This is a genomic window from Micromonospora fluostatini (genome assembly GCF_050410825.1).
GTDB classification, from domain to species: Bacteria; Actinomycetota; Actinomycetes; order Mycobacteriales; family Micromonosporaceae; genus Micromonospora; species Micromonospora rosaria.
Genome location: NZ_CP191251.1, coordinates 586,073 through 601,125 on the forward strand (window position 1 = coordinate 586,073; position 15,053 = coordinate 601,125).

Annotated in this window: 11 protein-coding genes; 5 read left to right on the top strand and 6 right to left on the bottom strand. The window is 73.8% G+C overall.

The annotated features are described in order from the left end of the window. Positions 1-28: 28 nt before the first annotated feature. On the bottom strand, positions 29-1,327 hold the full coding sequence (locus ACQUFX_RS02625; RefSeq protein ID WP_428966838.1) for a DUF58 domain-containing protein: 1,299 nt from the start codon (positions 1,325-1,327) through the stop codon (positions 29-31). 2 nt (positions 1,328-1,329) lie between these two features. Beyond that, the gene (locus ACQUFX_RS02630) at positions 1,330-2,382 is read right to left on the bottom strand and encodes an AAA family ATPase (RefSeq protein WP_428964447.1); all 1,053 of its coding nucleotides are present in this window, start codon (positions 2,380-2,382) and stop codon (positions 1,330-1,332) included. A 532-nt stretch (positions 2,383-2,914) separates the two neighbouring features. On the opposite strand from ACQUFX_RS02630, the gene leuS reads away from it, so the two are divergent. Beyond that, positions 2,915-5,755, top strand: a complete 2,841-nt coding sequence (gene leuS, locus ACQUFX_RS02635) for a leucine--tRNA ligase (protein ID WP_428964448.1) — start codon at positions 2,915-2,917, stop codon at positions 5,753-5,755. Positions 5,756-5,835: 80 nt separating this feature from the next. On the opposite strand, the gene ACQUFX_RS02640 is transcribed toward leuS, so the two are convergent. The 4 genes from ACQUFX_RS02640 to ACQUFX_RS02655 form a co-directional block, all read right to left on the bottom strand. Further along, positions 5,836-7,017: a peptidoglycan recognition protein family protein gene (locus ACQUFX_RS02640; protein WP_428964449.1), complete on the bottom strand. Its 1,182-nt coding sequence runs from the start codon at positions 7,015-7,017 to the stop codon at positions 5,836-5,838. A gap of 306 nt (positions 7,018-7,323) precedes the next feature. Next, the gene (locus ACQUFX_RS02645) at positions 7,324-7,953 is read right to left on the bottom strand and encodes a TVP38/TMEM64 family protein (protein ID WP_428966839.1); all 630 of its coding nucleotides are present in this window, start codon (positions 7,951-7,953) and stop codon (positions 7,324-7,326) included. Between the two features lie 233 nt (positions 7,954-8,186). After that, positions 8,187-8,909 carry a type 1 glutamine amidotransferase gene (locus tag ACQUFX_RS02650; RefSeq protein ID WP_067373448.1) on the bottom strand — a complete coding sequence of 241 codons (723 nt, stop codon included), beginning with the start codon at positions 8,907-8,909 and terminating at the stop codon, positions 8,187-8,189. Continuing rightward, complete coding sequence (locus ACQUFX_RS02655; protein ID WP_067373451.1) at positions 8,899-10,146, bottom strand: MurT ligase domain-containing protein; 1,248 nt, start codon at positions 10,144-10,146, stop codon at positions 8,899-8,901. The genes ACQUFX_RS02650 and ACQUFX_RS02655 overlap by 11 nt, the downstream gene beginning before the upstream one ends. A gap of 356 nt (positions 10,147-10,502) precedes the next feature. Here ACQUFX_RS02655 and mraZ point away from each other — a divergent pair, with 356 nt between their 5' ends. The 4 genes from mraZ to ACQUFX_RS02675 all read left to right on the top strand — a co-directional run bounded on the left by mraZ (position 10,503) and on the right by ACQUFX_RS02675 (position 15,018). Next, positions 10,503-10,934: a division/cell wall cluster transcriptional repressor MraZ gene (mraZ, locus tag ACQUFX_RS02660; protein ID WP_428964450.1), complete on the top strand. Its 432-nt coding sequence runs from the start codon at positions 10,503-10,505 to the stop codon at positions 10,932-10,934. Positions 10,935-11,147: 213 nt separating this feature from the next. Further along, a complete protein-coding gene (rsmH, locus tag ACQUFX_RS02665; protein WP_428966840.1) occupies positions 11,148-12,248 on the top strand; it encodes a 16S rRNA (cytosine(1402)-N(4))-methyltransferase RsmH in 1,101 nt (366 codons plus the stop codon). Beyond that, the gene (locus tag ACQUFX_RS02670) at positions 12,245-12,844 is read left to right on the top strand and encodes a hypothetical protein (RefSeq protein WP_428964451.1); all 600 of its coding nucleotides are present in this window, start codon (positions 12,245-12,247) and stop codon (positions 12,842-12,844) included. Before rsmH ends, ACQUFX_RS02670 begins: the two co-directional genes overlap by 4 nt. Before the next feature lie 5 nt (positions 12,845-12,849). After that, positions 12,850-15,018: a peptidoglycan D,D-transpeptidase FtsI family protein gene (locus ACQUFX_RS02675; RefSeq protein WP_428964452.1), complete on the top strand. Its 2,169-nt coding sequence runs from the start codon at positions 12,850-12,852 to the stop codon at positions 15,016-15,018. Positions 15,019-15,053 lie beyond the last annotated feature (35 nt).

The following is a 15,053-nucleotide window of genomic DNA, read 5'->3' on the forward strand; positions in this document are numbered from 1 at the left end:
CGGTACACCCCGTTCCCGTGATGGATCCTCACTTCACGCCCCCGGCGACCGTCTCGGCCATCGCCGCCCGCTGCGCGAAGCCCTGCGAGCCCCGGGCGACCTGCGGCCACAGCGCCGGGAGCCGGGCGCCGTGGTCGACCCCGATGACCCGCCAGCCGTTCTGGAGCAGGGCCAGCGCGGCGGTGCCGTGCGCGTGTTCGGCCTCGGCCCGTGCCTTGTCCGGCAGGTTGAGCCAGGTCGAGCTGTCCAGCGCGAATCCGACGCAGGTCGCGCCGGTGCCCCGCAGCCCGGACAGCAGTTCGGCCTCGGCGGTGTCCAGTGAGCCGAGCAGCGCGATGATCAGACCGCCGTCGGAGCGCTGGCGGACCCGCTGCACCAGCGAGGTGATCTCGGTGTGCTTGTCCAGCCGGACGTCGGCCAGGTGGTCCAGTAGCAGCCCCTCGCCGGTGCCCTCCCCGGCGTCGACGTCCACCCCGGAGCCGGTGACCAGGCGCAGCTTGTACCCGGCCTGCCGCAGGTGCACGGCGATGCTCGCGGCGGCGGAGACCGCCCACTCGAAGCTGGCCGTCGGCCCGTCGCCCCGGTGGCCCCACGCCCGGGTGTCCAGCACCACGGTCGCCCGGCTCTCCCAGGGCTGCTCCTCCCGGCGCACCATCAGCTCGCCGGTGCGGGCGGTGGACTTCCAGTGCACCCGGCGCAGGTCGTCGCCGCGCCGGTACTCCCGGGTCGCCGCGTCGTCCTCGCCGTGCACCGCCACCGACCGGGCCCGGCTCTCGCCGCTGCCGGCGTACTCCCCGGGGAGCCGGACCGACGGCAGCGGGACGACCTGGGGGATCACCGTGAGGTGGTCGGTGCTGGGGAAGGACCGGCTCAGCTCGCAGAGCCCGAACGGGTCGGTCATCCGGACCACCAGCGGGCCGACCTCGTAGCGGCCCCGCACGTCGGCCCGGACGGTGTACGCCACCGAACTGGCCTGGTGCGCGCCGAGGCGTTCCAGCACCACCCGGGGCCGGCTGCCCAGCGCGTAGGGCAGCCGGTCCTCCAGCAGCAGGGTGCCGGTGGGCAGCCGGGACAGGTTCTGCAACCGCAGCACCACCCGGGAACTGGCCCCCACCGGCACCCGGTGCGGATCCAGCGACCGGCTGCACGCCAGCTTGTACCGGCTCCGCCCGACGTAGGCGGCACCGAGCAGCGGCAGGATGGCCAGCAGGACGGCCACCCGGAGCAGGTCCTTCTCGCCGAGGATCGCGGCGGAGATGGCCGCCGCCACCGCCGCGGCGAGGAAGGACCGACCCCGGGTGGTCAGGCCGCGCAGCCCGTCGCGCACGGTCACGGCCTCCGGGGCTCGTAGGGCGGGCGACCGTTGCCGGCGCTCGGCCGGGTGTCGTACGGGGACCGCTGCCGGTCGTGCGGCAGCGGCAGCCGGTGCACCAGGTCGGAGACGATCGCGTCGGTGGTGCGCCGGGCGAGCTGGGCGTCCGCCGTCGGGATGATCCGGTGCGCCATCACCGGCACGGCCAGCGCCTGGAGGTCGTCGGGGAGGACGTAGTCCCGCCCCTCCAGCGCGGCCACCGCGCGGGCGGTGCGCAGGAGCTGGAGGGTGGCCCGGGGGGAGGCGCCCAGGCGCAGCTCGGGGGCCTCGCGGGTGGCGGTGACCAGGTCGATCGCGTACTGCTTGACGGCGTCGGCGACGTGCACCTGGCGGACGTGCGCGATGAGCTGGCGGACCGTCGCCGCGTCGGAGACCGGCCGCAGCTCCTGCAACGGGTCGGTGGCCCCGTGCCCGTCCAGCATCGCCAGCTCGGCGGCCTGACCCGGGTACCCCATGGCGATCCGGGCGGTGAACCGGTCCCGCTGGGCCTCGGGGAGGGGGTAGGTCCCCTCCATCTCGATCGGGTTCTGGGTGGCGATCACCATGAAGGGGGTCTGGAGCTGGTAGGTGACCCCGTCGACGGTGACCTGCCGCTCCTCCATGCACTCCAGCAGCGCCGACTGTGTCTTCGGCGAGGCCCGGTTGATTTCGTCGCCGACGACGAGGTTGGCGAAGACCGCGCCCGGGCGGAACTCGAAGTCGTGCGTCTCCTGGTTGTAGACGCTGACCCCGGTCACGTCGCTGGGCAGCAGGTCGGGGGTGAACTGGATGCGCCGTACCGAACAGTCGATGGAGCGGGCGAGCGCCTTGGCCAGCTTGGTCTTGCCCACCCCCGGGACGTCCTCGATGAGCAGGTGACCCTCGGCGAGCAGGACGGCCAGGGCGAGGCGCACCGTGGCGGTCTTGCCCTCGATGACCTGTTCGATGTTGGTCACGATGGCTTCGCTGGCGGCGCGGAACTCGTCGTGCGGCAACAGGCCGCCCACCTCGTCCCAGGTCTGTTGTGTCACGGGCCTCCTCCTCGTCGCCTCCGACGGCAGCTCGCCGGCGAGCCCCGGTCGCCAGCGGCGCGCCGGAACCCTCGTGTCGCGACGTCGAGCCTCGTCTGCCGCAGGAATCTCACTGGTCTCTCAGGCTAACCATGTTTGTCGTCATCGCCGACCCCCGCAGGTAGACGGTCGGTTACGCCCCGATATTCGCCAGGTCGGGGGAGTTGCCGACGCGCCGGTGCCCGGTCGGTGACCACTCTCGGTCACCGGCGTTCCACCCGAGAGCACGGATCCGGCCACCAGGGATCACGGATCCGGGTCGGCTCCGGTTCACCGCCGGTGTCGGTCACGGCGGACGATAACGGGTTCGCGCGGCGGGGTAGACTGCCGACGTGGCCGGAGTCTTCCTGCTTCTTACCGGGCCGTGCTGACGCGCCGACGACGCGGCGACAGCACGGCGGCCCCTCCTGCGTGAGGGGCTTTTTCGTGCCCACGGCAGTGCCCGCAGCAGACTTCCCACCGACTACGAGACGACCGCGCCGAGGAGAACGCCATGAGTGAGGCCGCCGCACCGACGGGCGACATTCCCCCGTACCGGTACACCGCGGAGCTGGCCGGCGAGATCGAGCGCCGGTGGCAGGACACCTGGGAGCGGGAGGGCACCTTCCACGCCCCGAACCCGACCGGCCCGCTGGCCGACCCGGCCCACCCCCGCGCCGGCGCGGAGAAGCTGTACGTGCTGGACATGTTCCCGTACCCCTCCGGGGCCGGCCTGCACGTGGGGCACCCGCTGGGCTACATCGGCACCGACTGCTACGCCCGGTTCCAGCGGATGGCCGGGCGCAACGTGCTGCACGCGATGGGCTTCGACGCGTTCGGCCTGCCCGCCGAGCAGTACGCGGTGCAGACCGGCACCCACCCGCGCACCACCACGGTGGCCAACATCGAGCGGTACAAGGCCCAGCTGCGCCGGCTGGGACTGGCCCACGACGAGCGGCGGTCGGTGGCCACCATCGACACCGACTTCTACCGCTGGACCCAGTGGATCTTCCTGCAGGTCTTCAACTCCTGGTACGACACGGACGCGCGCCGGGCCCGCCCGATCGACGAGCTGGTCGCCGCGTTCGAGGCCGGCACCCGGCCCACCCCGGACGGGCGCCCCTGGGCGGAGCTGACCCCGGCGCAGCGGCGGGCGGTCGTCGACGACCACCGGCTGGCGTACGTCTCGCAGGCGCCGGTGAACTGGTGCCCGGGGCTGGGCACCGTGCTGGCCAACGAGGAGGTCACCGCCGACGGCCGCTCCGAGCGGGGCAACTTCCCGGTCTTCAAGCGGAACCTGAAGCAGTGGATGATGCGGATCACCGCGTACGCCGACCGGCTGCTGGACGACCTGGACACCCTGGACTGGCCCGAGCCGATCAAGCTGATGCAGCGCAACTGGATCGGCCGCTCGACCGGCGCGCACATCGACTTCCCGACCGCCGCCGCGCCGGTGCGGGTGTTCACGACCCGGCCGGACACCGTCTTCGGGGCCACCTACATGGTGCTGGCCCCCGAGCACGAGCTGGTCGACGCGCTGGTCCCGGCGGCCTGGCCGGCGGGGACGAAGGACGCCTGGACCGGTGGGCACGCCAGCCCCCGGGCGGCCGTCGAGGCGTACCGGAAGGCGGCGGCGGCCAAGACCGACGTCGAGCGGCAGGCCGAGACCCGGGAGAAGACCGGCGTCTTCGTCGGGGCGTACGCCACCAACCCGGTCACCGGCGGCGACATCCCGGTCTTCATCGCCGACTACGTGCTGGCCGGCTACGGCACCGGCGCGATCATGGCGGTGCCCGCCCAGGACCAGCGGGACTGGGACTTCGCCGAGGTCTTCGACCTGCCGATCGTGCGCACCGTGCAGCCGCCCGAGGGCTTCGACGGCACGGCGTTCACCGGGGACGGGCCGGCGGTCAACAGCGCCAGCGTCGAGCGCGGGGTGGACCTGAACGGCCTGGGGGTGGCCGACGCCAAGGCCCGGATCATCGAGTGGCTGGAGGCCGCCGGCCACGGCAGCGGCGCGATCACCTACCGGCTGCGGGACTGGCTGTTCTCCCGGCAGCGGTACTGGGGCGAGCCGTTCCCGATCGTGTACGACGCCAGCGGCGCGGCGATCGCGCTGCCCGAGTCGATGCTGCCGGTCGAGCTGCCCGAGGTGGACGACTTCGCCCCGCGCACCTTCGACCCCGAGGACGCCGACAGCGACCCGGAGACCCCGCTGTCGCGCCGGCGTGACTGGGTCGAGGTGGAGCTGGACCTGGGGGACGGCCCGCAGCGGTACACCCGAGAGACCAACGTCATGCCGCAGTGGGCCGGCTCCTGCTGGTACGAGCTGCGCTACCTGGACCCGACCGACAGCGGGCGGTTCGTCGACGCGGAGAACGAGCGGTACTGGATGGGGCCGCGCGACGCGGGCGACTGCGGGGGCACCGACCTGTACGTCGGTGGCGCCGAGCACGCCGTGCTGCACCTGCTGTACGCCCGCTTCTGGCACAAGGTGCTGTACGACCTGGGGCACGTGTCGTCGTTCGAGCCGTTCCGCCGGCTGTTCAACCAGGGCTACATCCAGGCGTACGCGTACACCGACGCGCGGGGCGCGTACGTGCCGGCCGAGGAGGTCGTCGAGGTCGACGGCCGGTTCCTGCACGGCGAGACCGAGGTCCGGCGCGAGTACGGCAAGATGGGCAAGTCCCTGCGCAACGTGGTCACCCCGGACGAGATGTGCGCCGCGTACGGGGCGGACACCTTCCGGGTGTACGAGATGTCGATGGGCCCGCTGGAGGTCTCCCGCCCCTGGGAGACCCGGGCGGTCGTCGGCTCGTACCGCTTCCTGCAGCGGGTCTGGCGGGCGGTGGTCGACGAGCAGACCGGCGCCTCCCGGGTCACCGACGACCCGGCCGACGAGGCCACCCGCCGGCTGCTGCACAAGGTCGTCGACGGGGTCCGGGGCGACATGGCGGGGATCCGGTTCAACACCGCGATCGCCAAGCTGATCGAGCTGACCAACGCGGTGACCCGGCTGTCGGCCACCCCGCGCGAGGTGGCCGAGCCGCTGGTGCTGATGCTGGCCCCGTTCGCCCCGCACATCGCCGAGGAGCTGTGGCGGCGGCTGGGGCACGCCGGCTCGCTGACCTACGTCGACTTCCCGACCGCCGACCCGGCCCTGCTGGTGGCCGAGACGGTGACGTACCCGGTGCAGATCAACGGCAAGGTCCGGGGCCGGGTCGAGGTGAGCGCCGACGCCGACGAGGCGACGGTCCGTGCGGCGGCGCTGGAGGCGGTCGCCGCCACCCTGGCCGGCAAGGAGCCCCGCAAGGTCATCGTCGTGCGCGGCCGGATGGTCTCCGTCGTCGCCTGAGGTGTAAGGAGGGGCCCCCTGTTAACGCTTTTTGTTGTACAGGGGGCCCCTCCTCACACCCGGCCGCGCGCCCGGTGGGGTCAGCGGCGCAGGAGGGTGGTGCGGAACGCCTCGCGGACGCTCCCGCCGACCACCGCGCACCAGGTACGCCGGTCCACCTCGCCGGTGGCGGTCAGCCCGTGCCGGGTCTGGAGTTGGCGGACCGCCTCCCGGGTGGCGGTGTCCAGGGTGCCGGTGGCGGTGACCGGGTACCCCCGGACGGCCAGGATGCTCTGCAACCCGGCGACCGGTTCGCCGGTGCCGCCGGCGGCCACCGGCACCACCAGCAGGTCCCAGGTGCTGTCGCGGATCTCGCCGAGGCCGGTCGGGGTGATCCCGTTGCGCCGCTGGAAGTCCTCCACGGCCGCGACGGTGGCCGGGTCGAAGGTGCCGCTCGCGGTGACCGTGTACCCCCGGGCGCGCAGCAGGTGCTGGGCCACCCGGACCGTCTCGCCCCGGCTGCTGGACAGGATGTCCGGCCAGGTGCGCTCGGGGATGGCGGTCAGCGCGGTGCCGAGCCGGCGGGCGACCTCCCGGCGCAGCGCCGGGAACTGCCGGTAGAAGGCGGCCCCGGGGCACTGGGTGAGCTGGAAGTCCCAGTGCCCGAAGATCCGGTGCGCCCCGATCCGGTACTGGACGCAGACCGCCACGCAGAGGTCGACCAGGGCGTCGACCTGCCGCTGCGGCGGCGACTCGGTGACGTAGATGCCCTCGTTCTCGATGCCGATGCCGCGTCCGTTCTCCCCCGGGGAGTGGGCGCCCACCACCTGCTGGGTGCCGCCGCGCAGGCCGGCGAGGCTCTGGTGCCGCCCCTCCAGCAGGTACCCGCCCCGGCTGACCGTGAAGTGCTGCCCGGAGTCCGGCCACCCGTTGCCGTCCTGGTGCAGGCGCTGGATGTCGCGGGCCAGCCAGATCGCCTGGTTGACCGAGTAATCGGTGCTGTTCGGGTAGGCGGTGTGGTGCACCACGATCTTCTGGGTGGTGCCGGTGTTCATGGTCAGCGGGCTGGTCGGTGGCCGGGCCGCCCAGGAGCCGCAGGTGATGATCTCGCCGATCGTCTGCGCCGGGGTCGGCGTGGCGGCCGGGCGGGGCGCGGCCGGCGCGGCCGGCGCGCTCGCGGCGGGGACGAGCGCGCCGGTCGCGCCGGCCACGCCGAGGGTGGCGGCGCCGAGCCCGGTCCGGAGCAGGGCGCGGCGGTCGAGATGCGGAAGCTGGTCGGGCATGCCGGTCCTTCGGGGTACGGCGACGCGCGGTGCGCCGCGACGGACAGCTCCTCGGTGCTTCTTGACGCTGTTGCCGTACAGGATGAAGGAAATTTCCGTAAATGGCTATGCCTGTCGATGTCTCGACGGTGGGTCAGGCGGTGTCCCCGCCCGCGCCGGCCGGCGGCGTGGTGTCGAGGGGGCCTACCGCATCTGAGCCGCATACCTCACAGGTATATTTGTACCTGTCAGGTTTGCCTCCCCAACGCGGTATCGCTGCGGGCCGCGACACGCCGACCGCAGGGCATGGCCCATCGGTCGGAGGGGTCATCGGCCCGGGGGAGAGGTGTCGGCGGCGCGGCCACGTTCCGCCCGCCACCAGCGGGCGACCAGCACCGCGCTGGCGACCAGACCCAGCGCGGCCGGCGCGGCGGCGTACCAGTCGACCCCGCCGGGGGTGGTGACCGAGGCGCCCACCGCGGCGTAGCCGAAGGCGGTCGGCGCGGAGGCGAGGACGCTACCGACCAGGTACGGCAGCACCCGCGCGGCGGTGGTGCCGTACCCGTAGCTGACCAGCCCGAAGCCGGCGATCGGCAGCAGCCGTACGGTCATCACGCCGAGCACGCTCTGCCGGGCGAACCAGCGGTCGAGCCGGGCGAGTCGGCCGCGTACCCGCTCGGCGACGAACTCCCGCCCCAGCAGGCGACCGATCGCGAAGCCGAGCACCGCGGCGAGCAGCGCCGCGCCGAGGGCGTACAGCGCTCCGGTGAGCGGGCCGAACACCGCACCGGTGGCGAGCGTGACGAAGGTCCGGGGGACCAGGGCGACCAGCAGCAGCGCCCCGCCAGCGATCGCGGCGACCGGGGCGACCGGGCCGAGCCGCTCGGCCAGACTCGGCAGTTCCCCCGGCGCGGGCAGCGGCACCACCAGCAGCAGCAGACCGAAACCGGCCAGCATCGCCAGCAGGAGGAGGAACCGGCGACCCGACGGCTGGGCGGCCAGCCGCCGGAGCGCGGCGAGCAGCACGGTCGGGCCGGGAAGACGCCGCCGCTGACCGGCCGGGGCCGGCATCGGCTTCTCGTGGCCGGCCGCCGCCGACGCCGGCTTGTCCTCGCCGGCCGCAGCCGGCATCGGCTCGTCCCCGCCACCCCCGGCCGGGAACCGCCCGTGCGGCTCCCGGCCCTGCGGGGTCACGGTCGGGCGGCGGCTGCCACCGCGTGGCGGCGTTCGGAGCGGAGCCGCTCGTGCCAGGTGTCGTTCAGGGGTGGGAGCTGGTGGACCCCGGTGGCCCAGCGCAGCAGCAGGTCGGCCAGGGCGGGGTTGCGGGCCAGGGCCGGGCCGTGCGAGTAGGTGCCGAGCAGCTTGCCGCGCCAGGCACCCTCGGTCTGCCCGTCGTTGCCGACCCCGGCGCTCACCCGGGCCAGCGGGGCCACCCCGGGGCCGAGCCGGGTCCGTCCGCCGTGGTTCTCGAAGCCGGTCAGGTACGGGATGCCCAGCCGGGGGTCGACCTCGCCGGCCAGTTCGCCGACGGCCCGGGTGGGCCCCCGGTCGGAGGCGAGGTCCAGCAGCTCCAGGCCGCGGTACTGGGTGCCCTTGGCGAAGAACGAGGTGCCGAGGAGCTGGTACCCGGCGCAGACCCCGAAGACCACCGAGCCCTGGGCGACGGCCCGGTGCAGGCCGCCGTCGGCGAGCAGCCGCTGCGCGCCGAGCGCCTGCGGCCCGTCCTCGCCGCCGCCGATGAGGTAGATGTCGGCGGTGGCGGGCAGCCGCTGGTCGGAGCGGACCTCCAGGGTCTCCACCGGCATCCCGCGCTGGCGGGCCCGCCGGGCCAGGATCAGCAGGTTGCCCCGGTCACCGTAGGTGGAGAGCAGGTCGGGGTAGATCCAGACGATGCGCAGGCTCTCAGTTGACACGGTCCAGCTCCGCTCGGATGTCCTGGAAGGCGGTGTAGTTGGCGATGACCTCCAGGCGCCCCGGCGGGACCGCCCGGACCGCCTCGCCGAAGGTCTGGACGTGCTGGAACGGCACGTCGTTGACGTCCAGGCGGACGGCCAGGTCGTACGCCCGGTCGCCGGTGATCAGCACCTGCCGGCCGCGCAGCGGCGCGAAGTCCACGTCGAACAGCCAGGAGGTGTCCAGCCCGTCGGGGTCGCGGGCGTTGATGGAGAGCAGCGTGGGCGCGTGGTCGGCCATGTCGAACGCCTCCAGCCAGCTCGCCGGGTTCTTCGCCAGCAGCAGCCGGATGTTGCGTCCGTCCCGGTCCACCTGGGCGTACCGGCCGGCGACCGAGGCGACGCTGCCCAGTTGCAGCACCGCGTCGACCGGGCGGACGCCGAACTCGGCGGCGACGGCGAGCGCGGTGGCGGCGTTGCCGATGTTCACCTTGCCGGGGAGCTGGAGCTTGACCTTGTGCCAGGCGCCGGTCGGGTCGAGCACCCCGTCGTCCTCGACGACCCACTGCGGCTCGGGCCGGCGCAGCGGGCAGCCGCTGCACCACCACTGCACGCCGGAGCGCTGGATGGTCGAGCCGCACTCGGGGCAGACCCAGGAGTCGTCGTGCCAGCGCTGACCGGCGCTGAACCAGGTGACGTGCGGCGGCGCGATCCGCGGGTCGTGCTGGGGCGGCGGGGTGGTCGCCCAGACCACCATCGGGTCGTCGGCGTTGGCGACCACCCGTACCTCCGGGTGCTTGACCAGCGCGGACCGCCAGAGCTGCGCCATCATGGCGACCTCCTTGGCCCGGTCGAGCTGGTCGCGGGAGAGGTTGAGCAGGGCCACCACGTGCGGGTCGGTCGCCTCCAGCACCTGGGCCAGGTAGTGCTCGTCCACCTCCAGCACCGCGTACGGGGTGCTGCCGGCCTTGGCCAGGGCCGAGGTGTGCCCGGTGGGCATGTTGGCGCCGAACGAGTTGGTGGCGACCCGACCCAGGACGCCGACGGCGGCGGCGGCCAGCCGGGTGGTGGTGGTCTTGCCGTTCGTGCCGGAGATCAGCGCGATGGCCCGTCCCGCCGAGAGGTGGGCGAGCAGGTCAGGGTCGATCTTGAGACCGATCCACCCGCCGATCACCGACCCGTCGCCGCGGCCCGCCGCCCGCGACAGCGCGGCGGCGGTGCGCGACACGGAGCTGGCCACCTTTGCCCGCAAGGGCATCTTCGCGTCCGTCACGCGAGCGAGGTTACCGGACCCGCGCCCCGCTCAGATCGCGGCCGAGGACGATCCGTCCGGTCGATCGGCACCCGCCGGACGACCGGAGCCCGCTCCTCCGGATGGAGTCGATCAATGTCGGAAAGCGGACGCCCTCGCGGGGGGCGCGCCGGCCCTCCACTCCGCTCCACCCGTTCTGACGTGCGGTTTTGCTGACCGGGGCGGCGCGCCACGCGGGCGAATCTGGTTGCAGGTGGAGGGAAGTGGAGTAGAGTGGGGCCCGATGGTGAGGCCGGGAGGGCCCACCGGCCCGGGGGGTCAGCGGCGCCGCGAACGCCGCTCAGGGCGAGGGGGTTGGGCCGATGTTCCTCGGCACCCACACCCCACGCCTGGACGAGAAGGGCCGGTTGATCCTTCCGGCGAAGTTCCGGGACGAGTTGGCGGGGGGTGTCGTGATCACCAAAGGGCAGGAGCGCTGCCTGTACGTCTTCCCGATGCCCGAGTTCCAGCGGATCGCGGAGCAACTGCACGCCCAACCCGTGACGAACAAGGCGGCCCGTGCCTACAGCCGGGTCTTCTTCGCCAGTGCCCACGACGAGGTCCCGGACAAACAGGGCCGCGTCACCATCCCGGCCCACCTGCGGGCGTACGCCGCGCTCGACCGCGATCTCGTGGTCATCGGCGCCAGCACGCGGGTGGAGATCTGGGACCGGGCGGCGTGGGAGAGCTACCTCGCCGAGAGCGAGGACGACTTCGCCGACATCTCGGAGGGGGTGCTGCCCGGCGGTCTGTAGGGCGTGGCGGCGCCCGACGACGTACTGCGAGATCTCCAGCCGCTTCGAGGTCCTGGCATCCCTTCCCCGGTGCCAGGGGCACGATCTGGTCCAGGCGGGACGCGACCCGCGTGGGCCGGCGGAAGCGGATGGGGATCTGGCGGTACGACGCAGGCGCCGTTGCGACGTACGGAACGCGAGACAAACGATTCGGTGCAACCAGTGGGGGTCCAGATGGGGGAGCTACGCGGCACGCACGTGCCGGTGCTGCTTGAGCGGTGTCTCGAGTTGCTGGCCCCCGCGCTGGGCCGGGGCGGGCGGACGGTCCACGTCGACGCGACACTGGGGCTGGCCGGGCACGCCGAGGCGGTGCTGGCGGCGCACCCGGAGACCATCCTGATCGGCCTGGACCGGGACACCGAGGCCCTCGCGCACGCGCGGGTCCGGCTGGCCCGGTTCGCCGACCGGATCCACCTGGAGCACGCCGTCTACGACGAACTGCCCGAGGTGCTGGCCCGGCTGGGCTACCCGGCGGTCGACGGGGTCCTGTTCGACCTGGGGGTCTCGTCGCTGCAACTCGACGCGCCCGACCGCGGGTTCGCCTACGCGCAGGACGCGCCGCTGGACATGCGGATGGACCAGACCCGGGGGGTGACCGCCGAGGAGGTGGTCAACACCTACCCGCACCCGGACCTGGCCCGGGTGCTGCGGGTCTACGGCGAGGAGAAGTTCGCCGGGCGGATCGCCTCGGCGATCATCCGGGAACGGGAACGCGCCCGGATCACCTCGTCGGCGCGGCTGGCCGAGTTGGTCCGTGAGTCGATCCCGGCACCAGCCCGACGAACCGGTGGACACCCGGCAAAGAGAACGTTTCAGGCTTTACGGATCGAGGTAAACAGAGAGCTGGCGGCGCTGGAGACGGCGTTGCCGGCCGCGCTCGACAAGCTCACCGTGGGCGGTCGCCTGGTGGTCCTGTCCTACCACTCGCTGGAGGACCGGCTCACCAAGCAGGCGCTCGCCGAGCGGGTCCGGAGCACGGGCCCGATCGACCTCCCGGTCGAACTGCCCGGGTCAGGTCCGACGTTCCGGCTGCTCAGCCGGGGCGCGGAGCTGCCCGGGGAGGAGGAGGTCGCCGCGAACCCGCGCGCCGCGTCGGTGCGGTTGCGGGCCGCGGAACGGATCGACCCCGAGCAGGCACAGCACGGGCGGACCGACCGCGAACGGTACCGCCGACGGGTGAAGGCCATGCACCAACCGGGGACGGCCGCGGGATCCGGGCGGGATCCGCAGTGGTCGGTGCGGGACGGGACGGACGAAGAGGGGGAGGGAGCATGAACGTCAACAGGCACGGCCGCCGGAACGACTCCGGCGTCGGGCAGCGCGCACCGCGGTCGGGGGGCCGGACCGCGGCGGAGCGGGCCACGCAGGTCGGATCGGCGTCGGGGGCGCCACGGGTCGACCGGTCGGACACTCGCGCCCGGGGGGCGCGCGAGTTCCCCACCCAGGGCAACGTCGCCCTGCGGCCGGCCGAGCGGGCCGTGCCGGCGCCGGCCAGGACGCCGCGGCTGCGGGTCGCCCCGCCGCCGCCGGTGTCGGTGCCCAGGGCGCCCTTCGCGGCCCTGATCGTGGTGCTGGTCGTCGGCGGGGTGCTCGGCATCCTGGTGGTCAACACCAAGATCAACGAGAACGCGTTCCGGCTGGAGAAGCTCCAGCAGCAGCAGGCCAAGCTCGATCTCGACCAGCAGGAGCTGGAGAAGGAGATCGCCAAGCAGCAGGCGCCGGGCAGCCTGGAGGCCAACGCCCGCAAGCTGGGCCTGGTCGAGTCCGCCGAGCCGGCGTACATCCGGCTGCCGGATGGCAAGATCATCGGCGTGCCCCGGCCGGCCGACGGCGCTCCGTCGGTCACCAGCCAGCAGGGCAGCGGAGGCTGATCGCCGTGCCACCGAGGCAGGAGGAACCGCGCCGGGACGCCACGGGCTCCCGGCGCGGTTCGTCCCGTGCGTCGGGAGCCCGCTCCGGCGACCCCGGTGGCGGTGGCATCTCCGACGCCCGCGCGTACACCCCCCGGGGGCGGAGCATCCGCGAGGCCGGCACCGGCCAGCAGCGGCGTACCCCCCGGGGTGGCCGCTCCGGCGACCCGTTCCGCCCGGCGTTGCAGGTGCTCGACGGTGGCCGGGCCGAGCCCGCCCGGACCGGGCGGCGCGACGCCGCCCCGACCGGCCGGGGTGGCGTCATCCGCACCGTGCCGACCCGCCCGGCGTACGACGAGCCCGACGACGAGCCGCCCGCCCCGCCCCGCCGCCGCCCCGGCCCCCGGCCGGCCCGCTCCGGCGCCCGGCGGCCCACCCGTAAGCCGCGCCGGCCGCCGAAGCTCGCCGACCCGCGCCGCCGGCTGCGCCTGGCCACCGTGCTCACCCTGGCGATCTTCGCCACCATCGGTGTCCGGCTGGTCGTCCTGCAGGCGGTGGACGTGCCGGAGTGGGCCGGCGCCGGCCGCAGCGACCGGCTGGTCCGGGTCGACCTGCCGGCCCCGCGCGGCGCGATCTACGACCGCTGGGACGCGCCGCTGGCCAACAGCGTGGAGGCCCGGTACGTCTTCGCCGACCCGACCCGCGTGCAGGACCGGGAGGCCACCGCGCGGGCGCTGTCCCCGCTGCTCGGCATCGCCGCCTCGAAGCTGTCCGACCGGATGCGTCCCCGGACCCGGGAGAACGGCGTGCCGTCGGAGTTCGAGTACCTGGCCCGGGGGGTGCCGATCGAGACGGCGCGGCAGGTCATGGCGCTGGAGCTGGCCGGCATCAACGTGCACCGCGACGAGCGGCGCGAGGTGCCCAACGGCGACCTGGCGGCCAACCTGATCGGCTTCACCAGCCCCGACATGGTCGGCCTGGAGGGGCTGGAGGCGCGCTACGACGACCTGCTCAGCGGGGTGGACGGGCGGCGGGTCTACGAGGCCGGCCGGGGCACCCTGGCGGCCCCCATCCCCGGCGGCTTCAGCCAGACCACCGAGGCCGAGCCGGGCAGCTCGTTGCAGTTGACCGTCGACGCCGACCTCCAGTTCCGCACCCAGCGCATCCTCGCCGAGCAGATGGCGAAGACACAGGGCAGCACCGGCGCCGCCGTGATCATCGAGGTCGCCACCGGGGAGGTGCTGGCCCAGGCCAGCTATCCCGGGTACGACGCGGCCAAACCGGAGGAGAGCGAACCGGTCGAACGGGACGACGCGGCCACCAGCTTCGTGGTCGACCCGGGCTCGGTGCACAAGGCGATCACCTTCGGCGCGGCCCTGGAGGAGGGCGTGATCACCCCGGAGACGACGTTCCCGGTGCCGAACGCCGTCCGCAGGGGCGACACCTGGTTCGCCGACACCCACCCGGCGGGCGGGCGGACGATGAGCCTGGCCGGGATGATGGCGCACTCCTCCAACGTCGGGACCATCACCATCGCCGACAAGCTGGGCCGGGACAAGCTGATCGAGTACCAGCGCCGGTTCGGCCTCGGCCAGCCCACCGGGGTCGGCATGCCGGGCGAGGCCGCCGGGCGCATCCTGCCCGCACAGGAGTGGAGCGACTCGTCGTACGGGTCGGTGCCGATCGGGCACAGCGTGGACGCCACTCCGTTGCAGATGGCCGCCGCGTACGCGGCGATCGCCAACGACGGCGTGTACGTGCAGCCCCGGCTGGTCCGGCAGACCATCGCCCCCGACGGCACGCGGACCCCCGCCGAGGCCCCGAAGACCCACCGGGTGCTGAGTTCCGAGAACGCGGCGGCGCTGCGGACCATGCTGGAGGCGGTCACCACCGTCCCCGACGCCACCGGCGTGCAGGCGGCGGTGACCGGCTACCGGGTCGCCGGCAAGACCGGCACCGGCTGGCGGCTGGTGGACGGCCGCAAGCAGCCGGGCGAGGTGGCCTCCTTCATCGGGATGGCCCCGGCGGAGAAGCCCCGGTACGTCATCGCGGTCTTCGCGCACACCCCGTCCGGCGGGGGCGGCCAGATCACCGCACCGGCGTTCCGCGACATGATGCGCTTCACCCTCCAGCACTACCGGGTGCCGCCGTCGAGCGGCGCCGACGCACCGAACTTCGTGGTCTATCCCCGCTGACCGGCCGTCGCGCGACATCATCGGTTGGTGCGGAC

Bases quoted from the DNA above. Each gene is read 5' to 3' on its own strand.
- mraZ (WP_428964450.1), top strand. From the start codon at position 10,503: ATGTTCCTCGGCACCCACACCCCACGCCTGGACGAGAAGGGCCGGTTG.
- ACQUFX_RS02645 (WP_428966839.1), bottom strand. From the start codon at position 7,953: ATGCTGGCCGGTTTCGGTCTGCTGCTGCTGGTGGTGCCGCTGCCCGCG.
- rsmH (WP_428966840.1), top strand. From the start codon at position 11,148: ATGGGGGAGCTACGCGGCACGCACGTGCCGGTGCTGCTTGAGCGGTGT.
- ACQUFX_RS02670 (WP_428964451.1), top strand. From the start codon at position 12,245: ATGAACGTCAACAGGCACGGCCGCCGGAACGACTCCGGCGTCGGGCAG.
- leuS (WP_428964448.1), top strand. From the start codon at position 2,915: ATGAGTGAGGCCGCCGCACCGACGGGCGACATTCCCCCGTACCGGTAC.
- ACQUFX_RS02655 (WP_067373451.1), bottom strand. From the start codon at position 10,146: ATGCCCTTGCGGGCAAAGGTGGCCAGCTCCGTGTCGCGCACCGCCGCC.
- ACQUFX_RS02640 (WP_428964449.1), bottom strand. From the start codon at position 7,017: ATGCCCGACCAGCTTCCGCATCTCGACCGCCGCGCCCTGCTCCGGACC.